Origin of the sequence: Streptomyces sp. P13-3-3, assembly GCF_050571355.1 — a bacterium.
Lineage (GTDB): Bacteria > Actinomycetota > Actinomycetes > Streptomycetales > Streptomycetaceae > Streptomyces > Streptomyces althioticus.
In genome coordinates, this window is the sequence record NZ_CP192228.1 from 253192 (window position 1) to 276289 (window position 23098).

The following is a 23098-nucleotide window of genomic DNA, read 5'->3' on the forward strand; positions in this document are numbered from 1 at the left end:
GGGGCCGGGGCACACCCCCGGCCCCGGGAACCGTACGGCGCACACGACGAAGGCCCCGGTCATCGACCGGGGCCTTCGTCCTCTGAGCGAACGACGAGGTTCGAACTCGCGACCTCAACCTTGGCAAGGTTGCGCTCTACCAACTGAGCTACGTTCGCCTGCTGCGCCGTGGCGCGAGCACCACTATACCCAACCGCGCTCGCGGGCGAGACGCACCGCGGTGTGGCGGTTCTCCGCGCCGAGCTTGGAGACGGCGGAGGAGAGATAGTTCCGCACGGTCCCCTGGGACAGCCGGGCCCGCTCCGCGATCTCCGCCACGGGCGCCCCGTCCGCCGCCAGCTCCAGCACCTCCGCCTCGCGCGCGGTCAGCGGCGAGTCGCCGGCGGCGATCGCGTCGGCGGCCAACTCGGGGTCGACGTAGCGGTTTCCCGCGTGCACGGTGCGGATGATCTCCGCGAGCCGCTGGGCGCTGACGGTCTTGGGGACGAACCCCCGCACCCCCGCCGCGAGCGCCCGCTTGAGATGGCCCGGGCGTCCGTGCCCGGTCACGATCAGCACCTGGCAGCCGGGCAGCTCCGCCCGCAGGGTTGTGGCGACCTTCACACCGTCCGCGCCCGGCATCTGGAGGTCGAGGACGGCGACGTCCGGGACGTGTGCCCGAGCCATCGCCAGGGCCTCCGGGCCGGACGCGGCCTCGGCGACCACCAGCAGGTCGTCCTCCAGGGACAGCAGGGCGGCCAGCGCCCCGCGGATCAGGTGCTCGTCGTCGGCGAGCAGCAGCCGCACCACGTCGGTCACGACGCGACCTCCAGCGCGGGACGCGCGGTGAGCGGAACCTCGGCGACGAGCCGGAACTCGCCGTCCCCGGCCTCCCCGGCGTCCAGCGTGCCGCCCACGTCGGACAGCCGCTCCCGCAGCCCGGCCAGTCCCGTCCCGCCCGCGCGGGACGACCCGTGCGGGGCGGCCGCCCCGTCGTTCCGCACCGTCAGCACCACGCGTCCCTCCGGCCTCCGCACCGTGACGGTGCACGTCTTCGCGTCCCCGTGCCGCAGCACGTTGGTGGTCGCCTCCCGGACCACCCAGCCGAGGGCCGACTGCACCTCGGCGGGCAGCCCGTCGGTCTCGCCGCTGACCTCGCAGTCGATGCCGGCCGCCCTCAGCACTCCCCTCGCACCGCTGAGTTCGGCCTCCAGGTCGGCCCGGCGGTAGCCGCGCACCACCTCGCGCACCTCCCGCTGGGACTCCTGGGCGATGCGCTGCACCTCGATCATCTGCTCGACCGCCTCGGGCCGTTCGCGCCGGGCGAGCTGGACGGCCAGCTCGCTCTTGAGGGCGATCACGGCCAGGTTCCTCCCCATCACGTCGTGCAGGTCGCGGCCGAAGCGCAGCCGTTCCTCGGCGACCGCGAGGCGGGCCCGCGTCTCCCGCGCCTCGTCGAGGGCGTAGACGGCGTTGAGCAGCCAGACGGAGAAGCAGGAGGTGGCGGCGATGAAGCCACTGGCGGCCGTCATGAACACGGCCATGCTCAGCGCGGCGAGAGCGGGCATGCCGAGCGCCGAGGCGACCAGGCCCGCGCCCACCCCGTATCCGGCGACGAGCCAGACGACGCGCCGGCGTTCCTTCATGGCGAGGGCCATCATGCCCACGCCGTAGGTGACCGTGGTGCCGAAGATCGCGCCCAGGACGGTCTCGGCGCCTTCCCCGTCGGGGCCGTGCCGGGTGAGGACGAGGGAGGTGACCGCGAGCACGGCGGTCGCGGCGCCCACTGCCCCCAGCAGCCGCAGCGGCTGGGGACGCCGGCCCGCCGTCCAGTCCAGGGCGCGGGAGACGAGCACCAGGGCCAGGGAGACGTGTCCGACGACCGGCACCATGAACAGCAGTGCGAGCCGCGCCTCCACCTGCCCGAGGGCCGTCACGCCGATCACCAACGGCTCGGACAGCGCGATCAGGTAGAACGACCACCGCGTGTACGTCTCGACCTTCGCGGGGGTGCTCTTGCGCCCCCACCAGCCGCCCGGGCCCGCCATCCGCCGCTCCTGTTCCTGCCGATCTCCGACGCCGCACCGGCCACAGCCGGTGCGGCGTCCTTCGCCCCTGGTCAGCGCCTCAGCGCCGCGGCTCCCAGCGGAACCGCCGCCGTACAGCAAACACCGCCACCGCGGTCCAGGCCAGGGCCACCGCGAGCGCACCGAGGGCGTCCCCGGCCGAGAGGTCGCCGGTCCAGCCGCCGCGCACCAGGGTGACGACCGGGGTCAGCGGCAGCAGCTCGCAGACCGACGCCAGCCGGTCCGGGAACAGCTCCAGCGGGACGAACATTCCGGAGCCCAGCATCGAGACGAACATCAGCGGCATGGGCGTGACCTGGGCGCTCTCGCCGGTCCGGGTCCAGCTCGCGGTGGCGGCGGCGAGCGCCGCGCTCATCACGAGGCCCAGCAGGAGGCCGAGCACGGCCAGGTGCGGCGCGGAGGGCGCGGACAGGTCGAGCAGCGCGGCGCAGCCCACGATCAGCAGCAGGCACTGCAGCAGCCCGGTGAGGACGGCGGGCAGCGCGGCTCCGGAGAGGATCTCCGCGTCCCGCAGCTCGCCCGTGCGCAGCCGCTTCAGCACCAGCTCCTCGCGCCGGACGACGTAGACGCCGACGAGGGTGGAGTACACGGCGAAGAGCAGCGAGAAGCCGACGGCGGCGGGCAGGACGAGCTCACCGGGGGTGAGCCCGGCCTCCGCGAGGTCCATCTCCTCGGCGGCGGAGCGCACGCTGACCGGCAGGACCAGCGGCACGAAGAGCCCGGCGACCAGGGCGCTCTTGTTGCGTCCCAGCAGGATCAGTTCGGCCCGGGCCAGGGAGGCCATCCGGCCGGCCGGGGTGGTCGTGGTGATGCTCATGCCGCGTACTCCTCCGTGGTCACGCCGTTCCCCGACGGGGCGGAGGCGTCCTTGGCGATGGTGAGGAAGGCCTCTTCCAGGGAGGCCGAGCGCACGTCGAGCCGGCGCAGCTCCACGCCCGCGTCCCGTGCCCACAGCAGCAGCTCGGTGGCCGAGCGCTGGAGGTCGCGGGTGCGCAGCCGGACGGTGCGGCCGTCCACGGTGTGGTCGCCCACGCCCATCGGACCGAGCGGCGGGAGGTCGCCCAGGTGGTAGCCGTCGGGCAGGTCGAAGGTGATCCGGGACGGCTCGGTCGCGGTGACCTCGGCCGGGGTGCCGGTGACGGCGATCCGGCCCTCGTGCATGATCGCGAGCCGGTCGGCGAGGTTCTCGGCCTCCTCCAGGTAGTGCGTGGTGAGCAGCACGGTGGTGCCGGAGTCGCGCAGGGCGCTCACCAACTCCCAGGTGTCGCGGCGGCCTTCGGCGTCGAGCCCGGTGGTCGGCTCGTCGAGGAACAGCACCTCGGGGTCGCCGAGCAGCGCGAGCGCCAGGTCCAGACGCCGCCGCTGCCCGCCGGACAGCTGCTTGACCCGGACGTCGGTCTTGGAGCCGAGGCCCACCATGGCGAGCACCTCCCGCTCGGGGCGGGCGCCGCTGACGGAGCCGGCCCACATGCGGGCGGTCTCGGCGACGGTCAGCTCGGAGGGGAAGCCGCCCTCCTGGAGCATGACGCCGGTGCGGTGCCGTACGGAGGCGCGCTCGGTGTAGGGGTCAAGGCCGAGGACCCGGACCTGTCCGCCGGCCGGCGGGGCGAGCCCTTCGAGGAGTTCGACGGTGGAGGTCTTCCCGGCGCCGTTGGTGCCCAGCAGGGCGAAGATCTCCCCGCGCCGCACGGTGAAGTCGACCCCGCGCACCGCTTCGAACCCGCCCCCGTAGACGCGTCGCAGGCCTGTGACCTCGATCACGTGCTCAAGTCCGTTCGTTTCCATGCCTCGAGCATCGCGGCCCGCGGAGGTGCTCGGCAGTGCGCGGTGTCATCACCGGACATGACAAATGTCAGACCCGGCGGGCCTGTTGAGACCGGAACACGGCCCGGACACGAAAAGACCCCGGTCCGATGGACCGGGGTCTCGTTCCCGAGCGGACGACGAGGCTCGAACTCGCGACCTCAACCTTGGCAAGGTTGCGCTCTACCAACTGAGCTACGTCCGCATTGCCTCCGACCGGCTCTCACCGATCGGCGCGGGCACCAGCCTACCTGATCCACAAGAGTGGTCGGTGAGGTGGTGCAGAGCGGGTGACAGGAATTGCACACTGCGCCTTCCCCCTGGAAGGGGGATGTTCTACTACTGAACTACACCCGCGTGTCCTCGGACCGGGCCTTTCGGCCTCGCCCCTCGGCGTGCTCCAGACTTTAGCTGATCAGCAGGGGGGCTGCGCAAGTCGGTTGCCCGCAGCGCCCGGTGACCGCCCGTCGGCGGGGTCGCCCGGCAGGGGCCGGCTCCGCACGGGAGTGCGGTTCCGGGCCGGGGCCGGGCGCGGTTCAGCGGGCCGCGGCGAACGCCTCGTAGACCTTCTTGGGGATGCGGCCGCGGGCCGGGACGTCCATCCGGTTCGCCTGCGCCCAGGCGCGCACGGCCGCCGGGTCCGGCGCGACCTCGGTCTGCCGGTACGCCTTGCCGGAGCGGGCGCGCTTGCGGCCGGCGTCCACGTAGGGCTCGAGCGCCTCGCGCAGTTTCCTGGCATTGGTTTCGTTCAGGTCGATCTCGTACGACGTGCCGTCGATCCCGAAGGCGATCGTTTCCGCCGCTTCCGAGCCGTCGATGTCGTCGAAGAGAGTGACCACGACCTTCTGCGCCACGAATATCGGTCCCTTCGTGCGACACCTCTTCCGTCCGGCCGTCCGTGATGACGTGCCGGTACGGTCGCCGAGATGTCGGCTGTCCGCCTGTAATCGGGCAAAGTATCTGCTAATGACAATTCATTTGTACAGTGCCCGGCAATGCAATGGGAAGCCCGACTAAATCTGCCCGCGTGTCCGGGCGCAATAGTGATCTGCGGGAGATCGCGAATCTTTCCCGGATCTTTTCCGGCGGGTCTCCCGGCGATGCCGAATCGTGACGGCGCTCACGTAGATTCCTACAACTCTACTCGCGTAGAAATTTTGTGCGGGTAGTCTGAAGGGACCTGCTCAGCACCACACACCGGGAGTGCCAGTGGCACGCGTCGTAGTCGACGTCATGCTCAAGCCGGAGATCCTCGACCCCCAGGGCCAGGCGGTGCAGCGCGCACTGCCGCGTCTGGGTTTCGAAGGGATCTCGGACGTCCGTCAGGGAAAGCGATTCGAACTGGAAGTTGACGGGCCGGTCGACGAGGCCGCGCTCGCCCGTATCCACGATCTTGCCGAATCCTTCCTCGCCAACACCGTGATCGAGGACTTCACCGTCCGGGTCGAGGAAGTCGCGGAGGCGGCCAAGTGACCGCTCGTATTGGCGTCGTCACTTTCCCGGGCAGCCTCGACGACCGGGACACCCAGCGCGCGATCCGCGTCGCCGGCGCCGAACCCGTCGCCCTCTGGCACAAGGACAAGGACCTCAAGCAGGTCGACGCCGTGGTGCTCTGCGGCGGTTTCAGTTACGGCGACTATCTGCGCGCCGGCGCCATCGCGCGCTTCTCGCCGGTCATGGACACCGTCATCGACCAGGCCAAGGCCGGCCTGCCGGTCCTCGGCATCTGCAACGGCTTCCAGATCCTCACCGAGGCGCACCTGCTCCCCGGCGGCATGCTGGGCAACGACCACCTGCACTTCATCTGCCGCGACCAGAAGCTGCGGGTGGAGAACGCGGACACCGCCTGGACCACCGACTACGAGGCCGGCCAGGAGATCCACATCCCGCTGAAGAACATGGACGGCCGCTACGTCGCCGATCAGCGGACGCTGGACGAGCTGGAGGCCGAGGGCCGCGTCGCCTTCCGCTACCTCGGCTTCAACCCGAACGGCTCGCTCAACGACATCGCGGGCATCACCAACGCCGCCGGGAACGTCGTCGGCCTGATGCCGCACCCCGAGCACGCCGTCGAGTCGCTGATCGGTACGGGCCGTACCGACGGCCTGCCCTTCTTCACGTCGATCCTCAAGAAGCTGGTCAACGCATGAGCAAGACGCCCCTGGACACGGTCGAGCACGCGGCCGCGACCCCCGACGTCGAGCTGCCCTGGGCCGAGCTGGGCCTGAAGAAGGACGAGTACGAGCGGGTCGTGGAGATCCTCGGCCGCCGGCCCACCGGAGCCGAGCTCGCCATGTACTCCGTCATGTGGTCCGAGCACTGCTCGTACAAGTCCTCCAAGGTGCACCTGCGCCAGTTCGGCGAGAAGGCCCCCGAGTCCGACGCCCTGCTCGTCGGCATCGGCGAGAACGCGGGCGTCGTGGACGTCGGCCAGGGCTACGCCGTCACCTTCAAGGTCGAGTCGCACAACCACCCGTCGTACGTCGAGCCCTACCAGGGCGCGGCCACCGGCGTCGGCGGCATCGTCCGCGACATCATCGCGATGGGCGCCCGCCCGGTCGCGGTCGTGGACCCGCTGCGCTTCGGCGCCGCCGACCACCCCGACACCAAGCGCGTCCTGCCGGGCGTGGTGGCGGGCATCGGCGGCTACGGCAACTGCCTGGGCCTGCCCAACATCGGCGGCGAGGTCGTCTTCGACGCCTGCTACCAGGGCAACCCGCTGGTCAACGCGGGCGCCATCGGCGTCATGCGGCACGAGGACATCCACCTCGCCAAGGCGTCCGGCGCGGGCAACAAGGTCATCCTCTACGGGGCCCGGACCGGCGGTGACGGCATCGGCGGCGCGTCGATCCTCGCCTCGGAGACCTTCGACGACGCCAAGCCGTCGAAGCGCCCCGCGGTGCAGGTCGGCGACCCCTTCCAGGAGAAGCTGCTCATCGAGTGCACCCTGGAGGCCTTCGCCGAGAAGCTGGTCGTCGGCATCCAGGACCTCGGCGCGGCCGGTCTGTCCTGCGCCACGTCCGAGCTGGCCTCCAACGGCTCCGGCGGCATGAGCGTCACCCTCGACGACGTGCCGCTGCGCGACTCCACGCTCTCGCCCGAGGAGATCCTCATGAGCGAGTCGCAGGAGCGCATGTGCGCGGTCGTGGAGCCCGACAAGGTCGACCGGTTCCTCGAGATCTGCGACAAGTGGGACGTCATCGCCACCGTCATCGGCGAGGTGACCGACGGCGACCGGCTGGAGATCTTCTGGCACGGCGAGAAGATCGTCGATGTCGACCCGCGCACGGTCGCGCACGACGGCCCGGTCTACGAGCGCCCCTACGCCCGCCCGTCCTGGCAGGACGAGCTCCAGGCGGACGACGCGAACAAGCTGCCCCGCCCGGCGACGGGTGAGGAGCTGAAGGACCAGGTCCTGAAGCTGGTCGGCTCGCCGAACCAGGCGTCCAAGCAATGGATCACCCAGCAGTACGACCACTTCGTGCAGGGCAACACCGTCCTCGCCCAGCCCGAGGACTCCGGCATGATCCGCATCGACGAGGCGTCCGGCCTCGGCGTCGCGATCGCCACCGACGGCAACGGCCGCTACGCCAAGCTCGACCCGTACACGGGCGCGCAGCTCGCCCTCGCGGAGGCGTACCGCAACGTCGCCACGACCGGCGCCAAGCCGCTCGCCGTCTCCGACTGCCTGAACTTCGGCTCGCCGGAGGACCCGGCGGTCATGTGGCAGTTCGCCGAGGCCGTGCGCGGTCTGGCGGACGGCTGCAAGCAGCTCGGCACGCCGGTGACCGGCGGCAACGTCTCGCTCTACAACCAGACGGGCGAGGCGGCCATCCACCCGACCCCGGTGGTCGCCGTCCTCGGCGTCATCGACGACGTGGCCCGCCGCACCCCGGTCGCCTTCCAGGAGGAGGGCCAGCTGCTCTACCTCCTCGGCGACACCCGCGAGGAGTTCGGCGGCTCGGCCTGGTCGCAGGTGATCCACGACCACCTCGGCGGTCTGCCGCCGAAGGTCGACCTGGAGCGCGAGCGGCTGCTCGGCGAGATCCTGATCTCCGCCTCCCGCGACGGCATGATCGACTCCGCGCACGACCTGTCCGACGGCGGTCTGATCCAGGCCGTGGTCGAGTCGGCGCTGCTCGGCGGCAAGGGCGCGCGTCTGGTCGTCCCCGACGGGCTGGACGCGTTCACCTTCCTGTTCTCCGAGTCGGCCGGCCGCGCGGTCGTCGCCGTGCCGCGCTCGGAGGAGGTCCGCTTCAACGACATGTGCGGTGCGCGCGGCCTGCCGGTCACCCGCATCGGCGTCGTCGACGGCGACACGGTCGAGGTCCAGGGCGAGTTCTCCCTCCCCCTGGCCGACCTGCGCGAGGCCCACGAGGGGACGATCCCGGCGCTGCTGGCCTGACCGGCACGGGAGTACGACACGGCAGAGGCCCCGCACGGTGTGTGCGGGGCCTCTGTTCTGTGCGCCCGCGCGGACGACACGGCAGAGGCCCCGCACGGTGTGTGCGGGGCCTCTGTTCTGTGCGCCCGCGCGCTGCTGCTAATTTCGACGGGCTGTCGGAGGGGATCCAGGGGAGCGGTGGCCATGCCGAGCGGGGTGCGCAAGCCCGTGTACGTGTTGCTGTGTCTGGCAGCCGTGGTGGCCCTCGGCTGGTGGGGGCGGGAGACCTGGCTGACCGTCGAGGCCCGACAGCAGATCGACGATGCCTGCGGAGGACTCGTCCCGGCGGAACGGGTGCTGTCCCTGTCCCCGGCGGGCGGCACCCTCACCCACCGCGACTCCGAGGAAGGCACGATCGACCTTGACGACGGGCTGCCGCAGAACTGCGAGATCTTCAGCACCGAGGCGGGCGAGGCGTACGGCACGAACAGCGGGGAGCGCTGGTTCTTCACCGGTGCGATGGGCGTCCTGCCGGCGGGCCCGCAGGTCGCCGACGATCCGCTGGACGTCCTCCTCGATCCCCATGGCGGTCCGACCCATCCGTATCAGCCGCTCGGCGGCGGCATCACCGGCATCGTCACGGACTCCGGGGTCGTCGTCGAGCTCCCATGTGCCGAGGGCGAGGCGGACGGGCGGCCCGTCACCGCCTTGTGGGCGCGGGCCGAGCTGATGGTCACCAAGCCGCCCTTCTCGGAGAACGGCCAGCTCACCGACCACGACCGGGACGTCCTCGCCGGGACCGCCGTGACCACCGCCAACAACCTCGCTGACCGGCTGGGCTGCGCCGATCGGCTGCCCGACCCGCCGGAGAACATCCCCGCGCTGCCCGAGGGCCCCGTCCCGGCCTCCCGCGCCGAGGGCACCTGCGCCTGGTACCGCGAGGGTGACTTCGCCCGGAGCGTCCGCTTCCCGGACCAGGTCCTCCAGAGCCGTACGGACGACCGGCTCTGGGACGAGCGGTGCGTCCTCGTGCTCGGCGCCGAGCGCGCGGCGGGCCTCTACAACGCCGAGGTGGAGAACCAGTCCTACCTGCCGAGGCCGACGGCGCCGGGGCAGTGGTTCGTCTCCCTCCACACCTACTCCGGCGAGAGGGCGAGGAACGTCCTGCTCACCAGCACCTACGGTGACGAGAAGCCGGAACCCGCCAGGCCCGGCGGGGCGGGCCGCAGCAGCGAGGACCCGGTCTGGTGGGCCTCCTCCGTCTGTGCCGGGCAGCCGCAGATCCACACCATGACCCTCGGCCTCGGCTACGACCAGGTGATCCCGGCCGAGATCAAAAAGGTCTTCCGCGCCTACGTCACCGACGTCACCGAGCGCCGTGGCTGCACGGACGTCGTCCTCCCGAAGTCCTCCGACTTCCCCTTCCGTCCCGCATAGGCTTCCGCCATGCCCCCGGCCAGGAAACGCCCCCGCTCCTACGACCCCGCCAAGACCCGCGCCGCCGTCCTGGCCCAGTTCGGGCACGTGCGCACCGCGGTCGGCACCCTCACCCCGGAGCAGCTCGCCGCGCCGACCCGGCTCGGCGACTGGACCGTCCGGGTACTGGTCGCCCACATCGGCGTCGCGCTGCTGGCCGTCGACCGCCTGCTGGACGAGCCGGAGCCCGCGAAGCAGGACGCCCGGCTGACCGACTGGCCCGCCGCCATCGCCACCGACGCCGGAGCCATCACGGACACCGCGCACCGGCTCGGGGCGGACCACCCCGACCTCGACGCCTACCTCGCGGACGCCGAGCGCCGCCTCACCGCCCGCCTCGACGCCCACCCGAGCGGCAGGCTGCTCCCGACCAGCGCGGGCGCCCTGCCTCTCACCGACTACGTGGTCACCCGCGCCGTGGAGCTGGTCGTCCACACCGACGACCTGAACGCCGCCCTCCCCGGCCTGGACGTCCCGTACGACCGGCAGGCGCTGGCCACCTGCGTCCGGCTGCTGGCCGACGCGCTCGCCGCGAAGGCGCCCGGCGGGTCCACGGAGGTGCGCGTCCCGCCGTTCGCGGTGGTGCAGTGCGTCGAGGGACCCCGGCACACGCGCGGCACCCCGCCCAACGTGGTGGAGACCGACCCGCTCACCTGGATCCGGCTGGCCGGCGGGCGGCTCACCTGGACGGACGCCGTGGCCTCCGCCGAGGTCAGTGCGAGCGGCGAGCGCGCCGACCTCGGTCCGTACCTGCCGCTGCTCGGCTGAGGGACGGGAGCCGAGGGGCGAGCCGAGGGGGAGCGGACGCCGACACCGGGGGGAACCGCCCGCTCCGCCCTTCCGTCGAAGCGGCATGGACCGACAGAAGCACACCTCGCGCAGGACCCTGGCGGCCGTCGCCGTGCTCGTCGTCCCGTTCGCCGCGGCATGCGGCAGCGAGAAGGCGGGCGCCGGCAGCGGCGCCGCCGAGGCGGAACGGCCGGTCACCGGCGTCCGCTGGACCGTCGACAGCGTCACCCTGGACGGCGCCACCCACCCCGCCCCCGACGGCGCCCACCTCACCCTCGGCGAGGACGGCCGCGCCACCGGCAGCTACGGCTGCAACCTCTTCGAGGCCCGCGTCCGCACCGACGGCGACCGCGTCCTCCTGACCGACCCCGAGACGACCTTGCGGGCCTGCGACGACCGGATCATGGAGGGGGAGAGCGCCGTCTCCCGTGCCCTGGCCGCCGGGGAGCTGAAGACCGACGTCGACGGCGACCGCCTCACACTGACCACCGCGTCCGGCGACACCGTGCGCCTCAGCGAGGCCCAGGACAGCCCGCTGCACGGCACCCGGTGGAACGTCACCACCCCCGACGGCGCCGGCCGCGCCCACCTGACCTTCGACCGGGAGAGTGGCGCGGTATCCGGGAACCTGGGATGCAACCAGGTCCGGGCGAAGGCCACCGTGCGCGACGGCCATATCACCCTCGGCGTCCCGTCCCTGACCCGAATGATGTGCGAAGACTCACTCATGGACACCGAGAAGGCCTTGACGAAGCTCTTCGACGGCGCCGCCCGATACACGATCGACGGCGACACCCTCACGCTGACCAGCGAAAACGGCGGCGAGGTACGGGCCGTCGCGGCCCGCTGATCCACCCGTGCGGCCACATCCCGCATTCGGACCAGTGGTCGATCTCGCCTACACTCGGAGGCGTGCCACGTGGTGACGGACGACTCAACCACGACCTGCTCCCCGGTGAGAAAGGCCCCCAGGACGCTTGCGGCGTCTTCGGTGTCTGGGCTCCGGGCGAAGAGGTCGCCAAGCTCACGTACTTCGGGCTCTACGCCCTCCAGCATCGGGGCCAGGAATCCGCGGGAATCGCGGTCAGCAACGGCTCCCAGATCCTCGTCTTCAAGGACATGGGCCTCGTGTCCCAGGTCTTCGACGAGACCTCCCTCGGCTCCCTGCAGGGTCACATCGCGGTCGGACACGCCCGCTACTCGACCACCGGCGCCTCCGTGTGGGAGAACGCCCAGCCGACGTTCCGCGCCACCGCGCACGGATCGATCGCGCTCGGCCACAACGGCAACCTGGTCAACACGGCGCAGCTCGCCGACATGGTGGCCGAGCTCCCCAAGGAGAACGGCCGCGCGCCCAAGGTGGCCGCGACCAACGACACCGACCTGATCACCGCCCTGCTGGCCGGCCAGCGCGCCGCCGACGGCGAGCCGGTCACCGTGGAGCAGGCCGCGCACGTGGTCCTGCCCAAGGTCAAGGGCGCCTTCAGCCTCGTCTTCATGGACGAGAACACCCTCTACGCGGCCCGTGACCCGCAGGGCATCCGCCCGCTGGTCCTCGGCCGGCTGGAGCGCGGCTGGGTGGTCGCCTCCGAGTCCGCCGCCCTCGACATCTGCGGCGCGAGCTACGTCCGGGAGATCGAGCCGGGCGAGTTCGTCGCCATCGACCAGAACGGACTGCGAACGTCCCGATTCGCGGAAGCGAAGCCCAAGGGATGCGTCTTCGAGTACGTGTACCTGGCGCGCCCCGACACCGACATCGCCGGGCGGAACGTCTACCTCTCGCGCGTCGAGATGGGCCGGAAGCTCGCCGCGGAGGCACCGGTCGAGGCCGACCTGGTGATAGCGACGCCGGAGTCCGGCACCCCGGCGGCCATCGGCTACGCGGAGGCCTCCGGCATCCCCTTCGGCGCCGGCCTGGTCAAGAACGCGTACGTCGGCCGTACGTTCATCCAGCCCTCGCAGACCATCCGGCAGCTCGGTATCCGGCTGAAGCTGAACCCGCTCAAGGAAGTCATCAAGGGCAAGCGCCTGGTCGTCGTCGACGACTCGATCGTGCGCGGCAACACCCAGCGGGCCCTGGTCCGCATGCTCCGTGAGGCGGGCGCCGCCGAGGTCCACATCCGGATCTCCTCCCCGCCCGTGAAGTGGCCCTGCTTCTTCGGCATCGACTTCGCCACCCGCGCCGAGCTGATCGCCAACGGCATGACCATCGAGGAGATCGGCACCTCGCTCGGCGCCGACTCCCTGGCGTACATCTCCCTCGACGGCATGATCGAGGCGACCACCATCGCCAAGCCCAACCTGTGCCGCGCCTGCTTCGACGGCGAGTACCCGATGGAGCTGCCCGACCCCGAGCTCCTCGGCAAGCAGCTCTTGGAGACCGAGCTGGCCGCCGGCACCGCCGCCCCGGCCGCGGTCGACGCGATCCGCCGCCCGTAAGCCCTGACGGACGACACGAAAGCTCTCACAGCCATGTCCCAGAACACTGGTGCCAGCTACGCAGCGGCGGGCGTCGACATCGAAGCGGGCGACCGCGCGGTCGAGCTGATGAAGGAGTGGGTGAAGAAGACGCAGCGCCCCGAGGTCCTCGGCGGCCTCGGCGGATTCGCCGGCCTCTTCGACGCCTCCGCCCTGAAGAACTACGAGCGCCCGCTGCTCGCCTCCGCCACGGACGGCGTCGGCACCAAGGTCGACATCGCCCGTCAGATGGGCGTGTACGACTCCATCGGGCACGACCTGGTCGCGATGGTCATGGACGACATCGTGGTGTGCGGCGCCGAGCCGCTGTTCATGACCGACTACATCTGCGTCGGCAAGGTCCACCCCGAGCGTGTCGCGGCGATCGTCAAGGGTATCGCGGAAGGCTGTGTGCTGGCCGGATGCGCCCTGGTGGGCGGCGAGACGGCCGAGCACCCGGGTCTGCTGGGTCCGGACGACTTCGACGTCGCCGGCGCCGGTACGGGCGTGGTGGAGGCCGACCGCCTGCTGGGCGCCGACCGCATCCGTTCGGGTGACGCGGTGATCGCCATGGCGTCCTCCGGACTTCACTCCAACGGCTACTCGCTCGTCCGCCACGTGCTGCTGGAGCGGGCCGGCCTGTCGCTGGACGCCAGGATCGAGGAGCTGGGCCGCACCCTCGGCGAGGAGCTGCTGGAGCCCACCAAGATCTACTCGCTGGACTGCCTGTCCTTGATCCACACCACCGAGGTGCACGCGTTCAGCCACGTCACCGGCGGCGGTCTGGCGGCCAACCTGGCGCGGGTGATCCCGGACGGGCTGCACGCCACGGTGGACCGCTCCACCTGGACGCCCGCCCCGGTGTTCGACCTGGTCGGACGGACCGGCTCGGTCGAGCGGCTGGAGCTGGAGAAGACGCTGAACATGGGCGTCGGCATGATCGCGATCGTGCCCCAGGAGTCCGTCGACGTGGCGCTGGCCACGCTGGCCGACCGCGGCGTGGACGCCTGGGTGGCCGGCGAGATCACCGAGCGCGGTGACCACACCACGGGTGCTGCTCTTGTCGGTGACTACGCGAACTGAGCACGAAGGTGCCGCCCGCTCGGTGACCGGGCGGGCGGCACACCGGCCGACGTGGTCGGCCCGGGCAGCACTGAACCCGGCGGGTGACCTGGGTCACCGACCGGGTTCATGCACCACGCAAGGTCAAGCGCCGCGACGCTGTTGCGAGGACGGGCCGTCCTCGCCTTCGTCGTCGTCCTCGTAGAGGTCGGCGTACTTTGCGTACAGGTCGTCGTCTTGCTCATCGTCCTCGAAACGATCACCGTTCGGTGACTGATTCGACGTCGATGCGCCCAGCTCCTCGGCCAGGCGGGAGAGATCAGTCCCACCGCTGTTGTACTTCAGCTGGCGGGCGACCTTCGTCTGCTTGGCCTTGGCCCGGCCGCGCCCCATGGCTCGACCCCCTCAACGACGGGGCTCGACGGCCCCAGAGTCTTGACACGCGTTCATGGTCCAGAACGGGCTCTCCGTGGAGAGACCGGTCCGTAGGGCTTCCACGGTACCTGAGCCCGCGCCCATACGGTACGTCGCCCGCATGACGTGGCCGCGCCCGGGACCGTCGAGGCGCCCTGTCCTCGCTGGTCAATCGCGATTTTAACCACTTATCGGCGGTCGACCCGCCGGGAGAAGTGAGAGTTCTCTCCAAGTGCCCCCCGGCGGGTACCGCTCAGGTGTGCGAAGGGCCCCGATCGGGGGCGCCGTGCACGGGCCTCAACGCAGTGGACGCGCCTCCGCCATCCGCTGCTCGGCGATCCGGTCGGCCGCGGCGGCCGGCGGAATACCGTCCTCCTTCGCACGTGCGAATATGGCGAGCGTGGTGTCGAAGATCTTCGACGCCTTCGCCTTGCACCGGTCGAAGTCGAAGCCGTGCAGCTCGTCCGCCACCTGGATCACGCCGCCGGCGTTCACCACGTAGTCCGGCGCGTAGAGGATCCCGCGGTCGGCGAGGTCCTTCTCCACGCCCGGGTGGGCGAGCTGGTTGTTGGCCGCGCCGCAGACCACCTTGGCGGTCAGCACCGGCACGGTGTCGTCGTTCAGGGCGCCGCCGAGCGCGCACGGGGCGTAGATGTCCAGGCCCTCGGTGCGGATCAGCGTCTCGGTGTCGGCCACGGCCGACACGCCCTCGGGGTGCCGGTCGAGGATCCGGCGGACGGCGTCCTCACGCACGTCGGTGATCACGACCTCGGCGCCCTCGGCCCGCAGGTGCTCCACCAGGTGGTGCCCGACCTTGCCCACGCCCGCGATGCCGACCGTGCGGTCGCGCAGCGACGGGTCGCCCCACAGATGCTGGGCGGCGGCCCGCATGCCCTGGTAGACGCCGTAGGAGGTGAGCACCGACGAGTCGCCCGCGCCGCCGTTCTCGGGGGAGCGGCCGGTGGTCCAGCGGCACTCCCGGGCCACGACGTCCATGTCGGCGACGTAGGTGCCGACGTCGCAGGCGGTGACGTAGCGGCCGCCGAGGGAGGCGACGAACCGGCCGTAGGCCAGCAGCAGTTCCTCGGTCTTGATCCGCTCCGGGTCGCCGATGATCACGGCCTTGCCGCCGCCGTGGTCGAGGCCGGCCATGGCGTTCTTGTACGACATCCCGCGCGCGAGGTTGAGCGCGTCGGCGACGGCCTCCTCCTCGGAGGCGTACGGGTAGAAACGCGTGCCGCCCAGGGCGGGGCCCAGAGCGGTCGAGTGGATGGCGATGACGGCCTTGAGGCCGCTGGCACGGTCCTGGCAGAGCACGACTTGTTCGTGGCCGCCCTGGTCCGAACGGAACAGGGTGTGCAGGACGCCGTCAGATACGTCGGTCACTGTGGTGACTCCTGAGTAAGTAGCGGCGGGTGGGACGGGCTCCCGTACGGGTGGCGGGGGCTGTGGCACGAGAGTAGATCCTTACTTGCCGGTCGGCGGCACTGTGTCCCGGATCACCTCCGTCCGGAGTACCGCGTGCGACGATTTGCCGGGGTTTCCCACCCGTCCGGGCGGAGGCCGGGCAGGTTTTCGCGTCGGTCCGCGGGGGAGGGAGCAGAGCGTGACCAAGGTGTCCTCGGTGATCGTCCCCTACGCCTCCTACCTGCGCGTGTACGAACCGCTGGCCGCCTTCCCGGAAGCGGAGCGCGGCCACTGGGAGCGGTACGCCCGGCGCGACGACCTCCCCTCCTACCAGGAGGAGCTGCGCCGGTCGCTGGCCGACCTCGCGACGGTCCCGCCGACGCCGGTCCCGGTGCACGAGAGCGACGACGCCTTCGTGCTGGAGACGGACGGCGAGGTCCGCGTCTGCCCGTGGCGCACCCGGCTGCGCGGCTGGCAGGCCCTGGGCGGGCTCGCGGAGGAGTATCCGCTGCCGGTCCTGGACGCCCTGCTGCCCCCGGTCGTACGGAACGAGACGAGCCGGGACTACGAGCGCTGGCTGGCCGAGCACCCCGACGCGCGGCCGTGGATCCGCACCTCCACCTGGCAGGTGCCGATCAACTGGTTCGTGCTCTTCGCCGACGAGGAGCGCGAGTACGCCAAGGGCTCCGCGGGCGAGGTCCCGGTCCTGCGCTACCGCACGCCCATGGTCCAGGCGCGGCGCCGGGTGGCGCGGGGCCTGCGGGCGCTGCGGGACGCCGTGGACGAGAGCCTGCTGATCGACGGCCTGGTGGACGTCGGCCGCTGGCTGGAGGAGTTCCATCCGCGCTCGCTGGTCGAGCTGGACTACGGAGGGCTGGTGCACGCCCTGTCCGCCGGCGCCCTGGAGGACGACCACTCCGCGGCCGACGTGAGTGAGGGGATCGCGGCGCTGCGGCGGGGCGACGAGGGGGGTGCCGCGGACGCGTACGGGCGCCTCGTCGAGCGCTGGCGCGCGGTCCGTGACCTGCGCTCGGCGAACTGACGTTTGACCAAACGCCCTTCTTGGGGTTTTGTCTTCGCCCTGAGGTTGGTTGAAGTCGCGTCAATCCGGATGCGACATCGGACGTAGCGGCCGTTCCGGGCTTAAGTCTCAAGTGTGTCAAGCGTGACGGACCGCACGTACAAGGCCCTTGCGTCCCTTGCCCCTCCTCATGCCAAAATAGGACAAGGAGTCCGGGGAGGGCTCCTCCGTCCTGCTGTGCTCCACTATGGGCGGAATCTCCGCATTGCACGCTTTGGGGGGTCCGGTGACTCCTGCACGCTGCTGTGACTGATCGTCACAGGGGTGTGACTGTCCGCTATGGCATGGTCCATCGGCTTCCGCGGCTGATGAACACCTGGGAGGGCAATTCCATCGGTTTGGCCGACGTGGCTGGACAGATGGTGTAGTTGTAGTGCCGAGGACAAGCCGTTCGTCCTATAACCGACTCGACTCGCGTCCGCCATTTCGGGCAACGCGGGTCAAGGTGCAGAATTTAGAGGAAAGAACCGAGAAGGTTCGGTTCTCCCGAGGAGGCCGCTCATGACCGCTCGCACCCCTGATGCCGAGCCGCTGCTGACCCCCGCTGAGGTTGCCACCATGTTCCGCGTCGACCCGAAGACGGTCACGCGCTGGGCGAAGGCCGGCAAGCTCACGTCGATCCGCACGCTCGGCGGGCACCGCCGCTACCGCGAGGCCGAGGTCCGCGCACTGCTCGCGGGCATCCCGCAGCAGCGCAGCGAGGCCTGAACCTGCATGAACCGGGCAGAACCGGCTGGTCCCCCACCGGCCGCGACGCCCGGGAACTTTAGCTCCAAGCGACGCGGGGACTGCCCCAACAGCCCCCTCGCCCAACCGAATCAGAGCTTCACGGCCAACTGAACACCGGGTGCGTCGTCGATCGCGCTGGACTCCGCCGGGTCCAGCGCGATCTTTTTTGTGCGCCGGTGGTGGGTCCTCGCACGGGTCCGTGAGTCCTCAACGGCCTTCTGTGCGCGGGCTTGTCGGACTCTGAGGGCGCCTGTGGGATCGGCTCCGGAGTGGCCGAGGCGGAGCGCTCGGGACAGTGCAATTGCACATATTAAATTGACCTGTTGTAGGCGAGGCGTAAGTTCCGCCCTCGTGAAAACTCATGCGGTGACACCCGTCACATACCAGTTGGGTTGTTGGGTCGACGGCATATGCGCTAGACGGAACGCGCTTCGGTGGCGGCTTGTTCCTGAGGATCTTCGACGGGTTCGGACGGCTCCCCGGGGACGATGCCGTCGGCGGGCGCGGAGTCCATCGCCAGGCGCTGGAGACGGTGGCAGACCGGGCAATGACGGGTGAGATGCCGGTACGACGACGCGGCCGCGAGATGCGCGCGGAGCAGTGCCCTCGTCTCGTGCCTGGCCGATGCCGTCATGCGCCACCTCCGGTCCCCCGCGGACACGTGCCCTGTTCCTGGAGTACCGAGGGACCGTGAGCCCGTCAAGACGGCGCAGGGGCCCCGGACAAGGGCGTGGAGGTTCTTCCCGGGGCGCGGGCCTGCGGAGGGGCCCTCACGACGCCTCCGGGGCGCCCGCACAGGTCTGCACGGGTCTGCACATGCGGAAGGCCCGCCATCCCTTACGGGGGGCGGGCCTTCCGATATGCGGTCCTGACGGGATTTGAACCCGCGGCCTCCACCTTGACAGGGTGGCGAGCACTCCAAACTGCTCCACAGGACCAGAATCGCGGCGCTTTCCTGCGTTGCGCTGCGAGAAGGACTGTACAGGAGCGGGAGCCCCCTGGTCGAACTCACCCTGCGTGCGGGTCCCGTCACGGCGCCGCGGCGTCGATCGCCTTCACGATCCGCTTGTCCGACACGGGGTACGCCGTGCCCAGCGCGTGGGCGAAGTAGCTGACCCGCAGCTCCTCGATCATCCAGCGGATGTCCCGCGCCTGCTGCGGCACCGGCCGGCCCTGCGGCATCTGCTCCAGGAGCCAGGCGTACTCGTCCTGCATCTCGTGGACCTTCGCCATGCGTGTGGTGTCCCGCTGCACGTTCGTCGGCATCTGTTGGAGCCGGCGGTCGGCGGCCACCAGGTACCGCATCAGGTCCGGCATCCTGCGCAGCCCCGCCGCGGTCACGAAGCCCGGCTTCACGAGCCCGTCCAGCTGCGTGCGGACGTCCTGGAGGTTCGGGAGCAGAGCGGGGCTGCGGACGCCCTTCAGGCGGCGCTCACAGGCCTGCCAGGCGGCCAGCACCTGCTGCACCTGCCCGACCGCGCGGACCGTCGTGTCGACGATCTCGGCACGCACCTTGTCGAACAGCTTCCGGTACGACTCCTCGTCCCACACCGGGCCGCCGAAGTCCGCGATCAGCTTGTCCGCCGCGGCCATGGCGCAGTCGTCGAACAGCGCCTGCACCGAGCCGTGCGGATTGGCGGACAGAGCCAGCTTCTGAGGGTTGGTCAGCTTCTCGGACGCGAACTTCGCGGGGTTGACCGGGATGCCCAGCAGGATCAGCCGCCGGGTGCCCTTCCACATCGCCTCCGCCTGCTCGGCCTCCGAGTCGAACAGCCGCACCGACACCGAGTCGCCGTCGTCCACCAGCGCCGGGTACGCCTTCACCGGCTGGCCGGCCCGGCGCGTCTCGAACACCCGGGTGAGCGAACCGATCGTCCAGTCCGTCAGGCCCTTGCGCTCCAGGGACTCCCCGCCCTGACGCTGCGCCGTGGCGGCGGCCGCCTGCGACAGCGCCTTGCGCGCCTTGGGACGCAAGCTGAGCTTCAGCGCCTCCAGGTCCTTGTCCTCGGCGAGCGTGCGGCGCCGCTCGTCGACGATCCTGAAGGTCACCTTCAAGTGGTCGGGGACGCGGGACCAGTCGAAGTCCTCCGCCTCGAACGGCACCCCGACCATCCGCTTCAGCTCGCGGGCCATGGTGACGGTCAGCGGCTCCTGCAGCGGCACGGCCCGCTCCAGGAACGCCTTCGCGTAGTTCGGTGCGGGCACGTAGTTGCGCCGGATCGGCTTGGGCAGGGAGCGGATCAGCTCCGTGACGACCTCTTCGCGCAGACCCGGGATCTGCCAGTCGAAGCCCTCGTCCGTGACCTGGTTCAGCACCTGGAGCGGGATGTGGACGGTCACGCCGTCCGCGTCCGCCCCCGGCTCGAACTGGTACGTCACACGGAACGTGAGCGGGCCCTGCCGCCAGTTGTCGGGGTAGTCGGCCTTGGTGACCGCGTCCGCCGACTCACGGATCAGCATCTCCCGTTCGAAGTCGAGGAAGTCGGGCTGCTCGCGCCGCTTGTGCTTCCACCACGAGTCGAAGTGCGCCCCCGAGACCACATGGTCGGGGATCCGCTGGTCGTAGAAGTCGAAGAGCGTCTCGTCGTCGACCAGGATGTCCCGGCGCCGCGCCCGGTGCTCCAGCTCCTCGACCTCGGTCAGCAGCTTGCGGTTGTCCGCGAAGAACTTGTGGTGCGTGCGCCAGTCGCCCTCCACCAGGGCGTTGCGGATGAACAGCTCCCGGGACAGCTCCGCGTCGATCCGGCCGTAGTTCACCTTCCGCTGCGCCACGATCGGCACGCCGTACAGCGTGACCTTCTCGTACGCCATCACGGCCGCCTGGTCCTTCTCCCAGTGCGGCTCGCTGTAGGTGCGCTTGAGCAGGTGCTCGGCGAGCGGCTCGACCCACTCCGGCTCGATCTTCGCGTTGACCCGCGCCCACAGCCGGGACGTCTCCACCAGCTCCGCCGACATCACGAACCGCGGCGGCTTCTTGAACAGCGCGGAGCCCGGGAAGATGGCGAACTTGGCGTTGCGCGCGCCGAGGTACTCGTTGCGCCCGCCGTCGCGCCGGCCGCCGCCCTGCCCGGAGTCCTTGGACTCCTTCACGTCCTTCATGCCGATGTGCGAGAGCAGACCGGCCAGCAGGGACACGTGGACGCGGTCGGCGGGGGCGTCCTCGTCGTTGAGGTGGATGCCCATCTGCTTGGCGACGGTCCGCAGCTGGGCGTAGATGTCCTGCCACTCGCGGATGCGCAGGAAGTTCAGGTACTCCTGCTTGCACATCCGCCGGAACGACGACGAGCCGCGTTCCTTCTGCTGCTCGCGGATGTACCGCCACAGGTTGAGGAAGGCGAGGAAGTCGCTGGTCTCGTCGCGGAAGCGGGCGTGCTGCTGGTCGGCCTGCGTCTGCTTGTCGGCGGGACGCTCACGCGGGTCCTGGATGGACAGGGCGGCGGCGATGACCATGACCTCACGGACGCAGCCGTTGCGGTCGGCCTCCAGCACCATGCGCGCCAGACGCGGGTCCACCGGCAGCTGGGCCAGCTTCCGGCCGGTCTGCGTGAGGCGCTTGCGCGGGTCCTTCTGCGTGGGGTCCAGCGCGCCGAGCTCCTGGAGCAGCTGAACGCCGTCGCGGATGTTGCGGTGGTCCGGCGGGTCGATGAAGGGGAACTTCTCGATCTCGCCCAGGCCGGCCGCCGTCATCTGGAGGATGACCGAGGCGAGATTGGTCCGCAGGATCTCCGCGTCGGTGAACTCCGGGCGGGAGAGGAAGTCGTCCTCGCTGTACAGCCGGATGCAGATGCCGTCCGAGGTACGGCCGCAGCGGCCCTTGCGCTGGTTGGCGCTGGCCTGCGAGACCGGCTCGATCGGCAGCCGCTGCACCTTGGTGCGGTGGCTGTAGCGGGAGATGCGGGCGAAGCCGGGGTCGATGACGTACTTGATGCCGGGGACCGTGAGGGAGGTCTCGGCCACGTTGGTGGCCAGCACGATCCGGCGTCCGCTGTGCTGCTGGAACACCCGGTGCTGCTCGGCGTGCGACAGCCGGGCGTACAGCGGCAGCACCTCGGTGGAGCGGTACCGCTTCTTCGTGAGGGCGTCCGCCGTGTCCCGGATCTCGCGCTCGCCGGAGAGGAACACCAGGATGTCGCCGGGGCCCTCCGCCATCAGCTCCTCGACGGCGTCGGTGATCGCGGTGATCTGGTCCCGGTCGGCGTCGTCGGAGTCCTCCTCCAGCAGCGGCCGGTACCGCACCTCCACCGGGTAGGTGCGCCCGCTGACCTCGATGATCGGGGCGTCGTCGAAGTGCCGGGAGAACCGCTCGGGGTCGATGGTCGCCGAGGTGATGACGACCTTGAGGTCGGGACGCTTCGGCAGCAGCTGCGCGAGATAGCCGAGCAGGAAGTCGATGTTCAGGGACCGCTCGTGCGCCTCGTCGATGATGATCGTGTCGTAGGCGCGCAGTTCGCGGTCCGTCTGGATCTCCGCGAGCAGGATGCCGTCCGTCATCAGCTTGACGAACGTGGCCTCCGGATTCACCTGATCGGTGAAGCGGACCTTCCAGCCGACGGCCTCGCCGAGCGGGGTGTCCAGTTCCTCGGCGACCCGCTCGGCCACCGTGCGGGCCGCGATCCGGCGGGGCTGGGTGTGTCCGATCATGCCGCGGACGCCACGCCCCAGCTCCATGCAGATCTTCGGAATCTGCGTGGTCTTGCCGGAGCCCGTCTCACCGGCCACGATCACCACCTGGTGATCGCGGATGGCCTCGGCGATGGCGTCCTTCTTCTGGCTGACGGGCAGCTGCTCGGGATACCTGACCTCCGGCACCCTGGCCCGGCGCGCCGCCATGCGCTCCTCGGCCGCGGCGACCTCCGCCTCGATCTCACCGAGCACGGCGGCGCGCGCCTCCGGCTTACGGATCTTGCGGGCGCCCTCGAGTCGCCGCCCGAGCCGGTGCGCATCGCGCAGCGACAGCTCGGAGAGGCGGGAGGCGAGGGAGCCGAGGGCGGGGGCAGAGTGCGTAGACATACGGACTCCAGGATCTCAGACCGCCGAAAAGCGCGGCGAGCCATTTTGCCGGGGCACACAACAAGGCCCCGATCGAAGATCGGGGCCTTTGCTGTGGCTGGGGCCGGGGTCGAACCGGCGACCTTCCGCTTTTCAGGCGGACGCTCGTACCAACTGAGCTACCCAGCCGCGATGTTTCACGTGAAACATCAGCGGTCCTGACGGGATTTGAACCCGCGGCCTCCACCTTGACAGGGTGGCGAGCACTCCAAACTGCTCCACAGGACCAAGCTTGTGTCGTACGACAGTGTCGCACAGGGTGGTGCGTGCCCCCAACGGGATTCGAACCCGTGCTACCGCCTTGAAAGGGCGGCGTCCTAGGCCGCTAGACGATGAGGGCTATCGGCCCGCCTGGGCGCTTCTCAGCGCGTCGGGGACGTG

General features: G+C 70.6%; 19 protein-coding genes and 7 tRNA genes. 10 read left to right on the plus strand and 16 right to left on the minus strand.

The window, feature by feature from the left end:
* Positions 1–85 precede the first annotated feature (85 nt).
* The 8 genes from ACQZOG_RS01190 to ACQZOG_RS01225 form a co-directional block, all read right to left on the minus strand.
* Positions 86–158 (minus strand) — tRNA-Gly (locus ACQZOG_RS01190).
* A gap of 25 nt (positions 159–183) precedes the next feature.
* Positions 184–789, minus strand: coding sequence for a response regulator transcription factor (locus ACQZOG_RS01195; RefSeq protein WP_033273420.1), 606 nt, complete (start codon positions 787–789; stop codon positions 184–186).
* Positions 790–794: 5 nt separating this feature from the next.
* On the minus strand, positions 795–2027 hold the full coding sequence (locus tag ACQZOG_RS01200) for a sensor histidine kinase (protein WP_261675262.1): 1233 nt from the start codon (positions 2025–2027) through the stop codon (positions 795–797).
* Between the two features lie 79 nt (positions 2028–2106).
* On the minus strand, positions 2107–2883 hold the full coding sequence (locus ACQZOG_RS01205; protein ID WP_033273365.1) for an ABC transporter permease: 777 nt from the start codon (positions 2881–2883) through the stop codon (positions 2107–2109).
* Positions 2880–3851, minus strand: a complete 972-nt coding sequence (locus ACQZOG_RS01210; protein ID WP_430741202.1) for an ABC transporter ATP-binding protein — start codon at positions 3849–3851, stop codon at positions 2880–2882. The genes ACQZOG_RS01205 and ACQZOG_RS01210 overlap by 4 nt, the downstream gene beginning before the upstream one ends.
* Positions 3852–4001: 150 nt before the next feature.
* Positions 4002–4074: transfer RNA gene (locus ACQZOG_RS01215), tRNA-Gly, on the minus strand.
* Positions 4075–4154: 80 nt separating this feature from the next.
* A tRNA-Gly gene (locus tag ACQZOG_RS01220) sits at positions 4155–4226 on the minus strand.
* A 179-nt stretch (positions 4227–4405) separates the two neighbouring features.
* Entirely contained in the window at positions 4406–4723 is a 318-nt protein-coding gene (locus ACQZOG_RS01225; RefSeq protein ID WP_006133354.1) for a histone-like nucleoid-structuring protein Lsr2, read from the minus strand.
* 355 nt (positions 4724–5078) lie between these two features.
* Here ACQZOG_RS01225 and purS point away from each other — a divergent pair, with 355 nt between their 5' ends.
* The 8 genes from purS to purM all read left to right on the plus strand — a co-directional run bounded on the left by purS (position 5079) and on the right by purM (position 14058).
* Positions 5079–5342, plus strand: a complete 264-nt coding sequence (gene purS, locus ACQZOG_RS01230; protein WP_006133353.1) for a phosphoribosylformylglycinamidine synthase subunit PurS — start codon at positions 5079–5081, stop codon at positions 5340–5342.
* Positions 5339–6019 (plus strand): phosphoribosylformylglycinamidine synthase subunit PurQ, encoded by a 681-nt coding sequence (gene purQ, locus ACQZOG_RS01235; RefSeq protein ID WP_033273367.1) that lies wholly within the window; start codon positions 5339–5341, stop codon positions 6017–6019. The genes purS and purQ overlap by 4 nt, the downstream gene beginning before the upstream one ends.
* On the plus strand, positions 6016–8274 hold the full coding sequence (gene purL, locus ACQZOG_RS01240) for a phosphoribosylformylglycinamidine synthase subunit PurL (protein WP_193454308.1): 2259 nt from the start codon (positions 6016–6018) through the stop codon (positions 8272–8274). The genes purQ and purL overlap by 4 nt, the downstream gene beginning before the upstream one ends.
* A gap of 183 nt (positions 8275–8457) precedes the next feature.
* Positions 8458–9690 (plus strand): hypothetical protein, encoded by a 1233-nt coding sequence (locus tag ACQZOG_RS01245; RefSeq protein ID WP_261675261.1) that lies wholly within the window; start codon positions 8458–8460, stop codon positions 9688–9690.
* Positions 9691–9699: 9 nt separating this feature from the next.
* Positions 9700–10497 carry a maleylpyruvate isomerase family mycothiol-dependent enzyme gene (locus ACQZOG_RS01250; RefSeq protein WP_261675260.1) on the plus strand — a complete coding sequence of 266 codons (798 nt, stop codon included), beginning with the start codon at positions 9700–9702 and terminating at the stop codon, positions 10495–10497.
* Positions 10498–10582: 85 nt separating this feature from the next.
* Entirely contained in the window at positions 10583–11368 is a 786-nt protein-coding gene (locus ACQZOG_RS01255; protein ID WP_261675259.1) for an META domain-containing protein, read from the plus strand.
* A 62-nt stretch (positions 11369–11430) separates the two neighbouring features.
* On the plus strand, positions 11431–12957 hold the full coding sequence (gene purF, locus ACQZOG_RS01260) for an amidophosphoribosyltransferase (RefSeq protein WP_033273373.1): 1527 nt from the start codon (positions 11431–11433) through the stop codon (positions 12955–12957).
* 33 nt (positions 12958–12990) lie between these two features.
* Entirely contained in the window at positions 12991–14058 is a 1068-nt protein-coding gene (gene purM / locus ACQZOG_RS01265; protein ID WP_033273374.1) for a phosphoribosylformylglycinamidine cyclo-ligase, read from the plus strand.
* Between the two features lie 123 nt (positions 14059–14181).
* Here the strand turns inward: purM and ACQZOG_RS01270 are convergent, their stop codons facing one another.
* A complete protein-coding gene (locus ACQZOG_RS01270; RefSeq protein WP_033273375.1) occupies positions 14182–14430 on the minus strand; it encodes a DUF3073 domain-containing protein in 249 nt (82 codons plus the stop codon).
* Between the two features lie 318 nt (positions 14431–14748).
* Complete coding sequence (locus ACQZOG_RS01275) at positions 14749–15837, minus strand: Leu/Phe/Val dehydrogenase (RefSeq protein ID WP_033273376.1); 1089 nt, start codon at positions 15835–15837, stop codon at positions 14749–14751.
* A gap of 220 nt (positions 15838–16057) precedes the next feature.
* Here ACQZOG_RS01275 and ACQZOG_RS01280 point away from each other — a divergent pair, with 220 nt between their 5' ends.
* Both ACQZOG_RS01280 and bldC read left to right on the plus strand, forming a co-directional pair.
* Positions 16058–16900 (plus strand): hypothetical protein, encoded by an 843-nt coding sequence (locus ACQZOG_RS01280; protein ID WP_033273377.1) that lies wholly within the window; start codon positions 16058–16060, stop codon positions 16898–16900.
* Positions 16901–17440: 540 nt separating this feature from the next.
* Positions 17441–17647, plus strand: coding sequence for a developmental transcriptional regulator BldC (gene bldC / locus ACQZOG_RS01285; RefSeq protein ID WP_003949541.1), 207 nt, complete (start codon positions 17441–17443; stop codon positions 17645–17647).
* Positions 17648–18083: 436 nt separating this feature from the next.
* Here the strand turns inward: bldC and ACQZOG_RS01290 are convergent, their stop codons facing one another.
* The 6 genes from ACQZOG_RS01290 to ACQZOG_RS01315 all read right to left on the minus strand — a co-directional run bounded on the left by ACQZOG_RS01290 (position 18084) and on the right by ACQZOG_RS01315 (position 23057).
* Complete coding sequence (locus ACQZOG_RS01290) at positions 18084–18302, minus strand: DUF6274 family protein (protein ID WP_193454307.1); 219 nt, start codon at positions 18300–18302, stop codon at positions 18084–18086.
* Positions 18303–18531: 229 nt separating this feature from the next.
* Positions 18532–18606, minus strand: a tRNA-Asp gene (locus ACQZOG_RS01295).
* Positions 18607–18697: 91 nt separating this feature from the next.
* Positions 18698–22678 carry an ATP-dependent RNA helicase HrpA gene (gene hrpA, locus ACQZOG_RS01300; RefSeq protein WP_430741203.1) on the minus strand — a complete coding sequence of 1327 codons (3981 nt, stop codon included), beginning with the start codon at positions 22676–22678 and terminating at the stop codon, positions 18698–18700.
* Between the two features lie 94 nt (positions 22679–22772).
* A tRNA-Phe gene (locus ACQZOG_RS01305) sits at positions 22773–22846 on the minus strand.
* Between the two features lie 24 nt (positions 22847–22870).
* Positions 22871–22945 (minus strand) — tRNA-Asp (locus ACQZOG_RS01310).
* Positions 22946–22984: 39 nt separating this feature from the next.
* Positions 22985–23057 (minus strand) — tRNA-Glu (locus ACQZOG_RS01315).
* Positions 23058–23098 lie beyond the last annotated feature (41 nt).

What these genes read in the sequence shown, in the direction of transcription:
- ACQZOG_RS01245 (WP_261675261.1), top strand. Translation starts at nt 8,458, where the DNA reads ATGCCGAGCGGGGTGCGCAAGCCCGTGTACGTGTTGCTGTGTCTGGCA.
- ACQZOG_RS01250 (WP_261675260.1), top strand. Translation starts at nt 9,700, where the DNA reads ATGCCCCCGGCCAGGAAACGCCCCCGCTCCTACGACCCCGCCAAGACC.
- ACQZOG_RS01270 (WP_033273375.1), bottom strand. Translation starts at nt 14,430, where the DNA reads ATGGGGCGCGGCCGGGCCAAGGCCAAGCAGACGAAGGTCGCCCGCCAG.
- ACQZOG_RS01255 (WP_261675259.1), top strand. Translation starts at nt 10,583, where the DNA reads ATGGACCGACAGAAGCACACCTCGCGCAGGACCCTGGCGGCCGTCGCC.
- ACQZOG_RS01210 (WP_430741202.1), bottom strand. Translation starts at nt 3,851, where the DNA reads ATGGAAACGAACGGACTTGAGCACGTGATCGAGGTCACAGGCCTGCGA.
- bldC (WP_003949541.1), top strand. Translation starts at nt 17,441, where the DNA reads ATGACCGCTCGCACCCCTGATGCCGAGCCGCTGCTGACCCCCGCTGAG.
- ACQZOG_RS01200 (WP_261675262.1), bottom strand. Translation starts at nt 2,027, where the DNA reads ATGGCGGGCCCGGGCGGCTGGTGGGGGCGCAAGAGCACCCCCGCGAAG.
- hrpA (WP_430741203.1), bottom strand. Translation starts at nt 22,678, where the DNA reads ATGTCTACGCACTCTGCCCCCGCCCTCGGCTCCCTCGCCTCCCGCCTC.
- ACQZOG_RS01205 (WP_033273365.1), bottom strand. Translation starts at nt 2,883, where the DNA reads ATGAGCATCACCACGACCACCCCGGCCGGCCGGATGGCCTCCCTGGCC.
- purL (WP_193454308.1), top strand. Translation starts at nt 6,016, where the DNA reads ATGAGCAAGACGCCCCTGGACACGGTCGAGCACGCGGCCGCGACCCCC.
- purM (WP_033273374.1), top strand. Translation starts at nt 12,991, where the DNA reads ATGTCCCAGAACACTGGTGCCAGCTACGCAGCGGCGGGCGTCGACATC.
- ACQZOG_RS01290 (WP_193454307.1), bottom strand. Translation starts at nt 18,302, where the DNA reads ATGACGGCATCGGCCAGGCACGAGACGAGGGCACTGCTCCGCGCGCAT.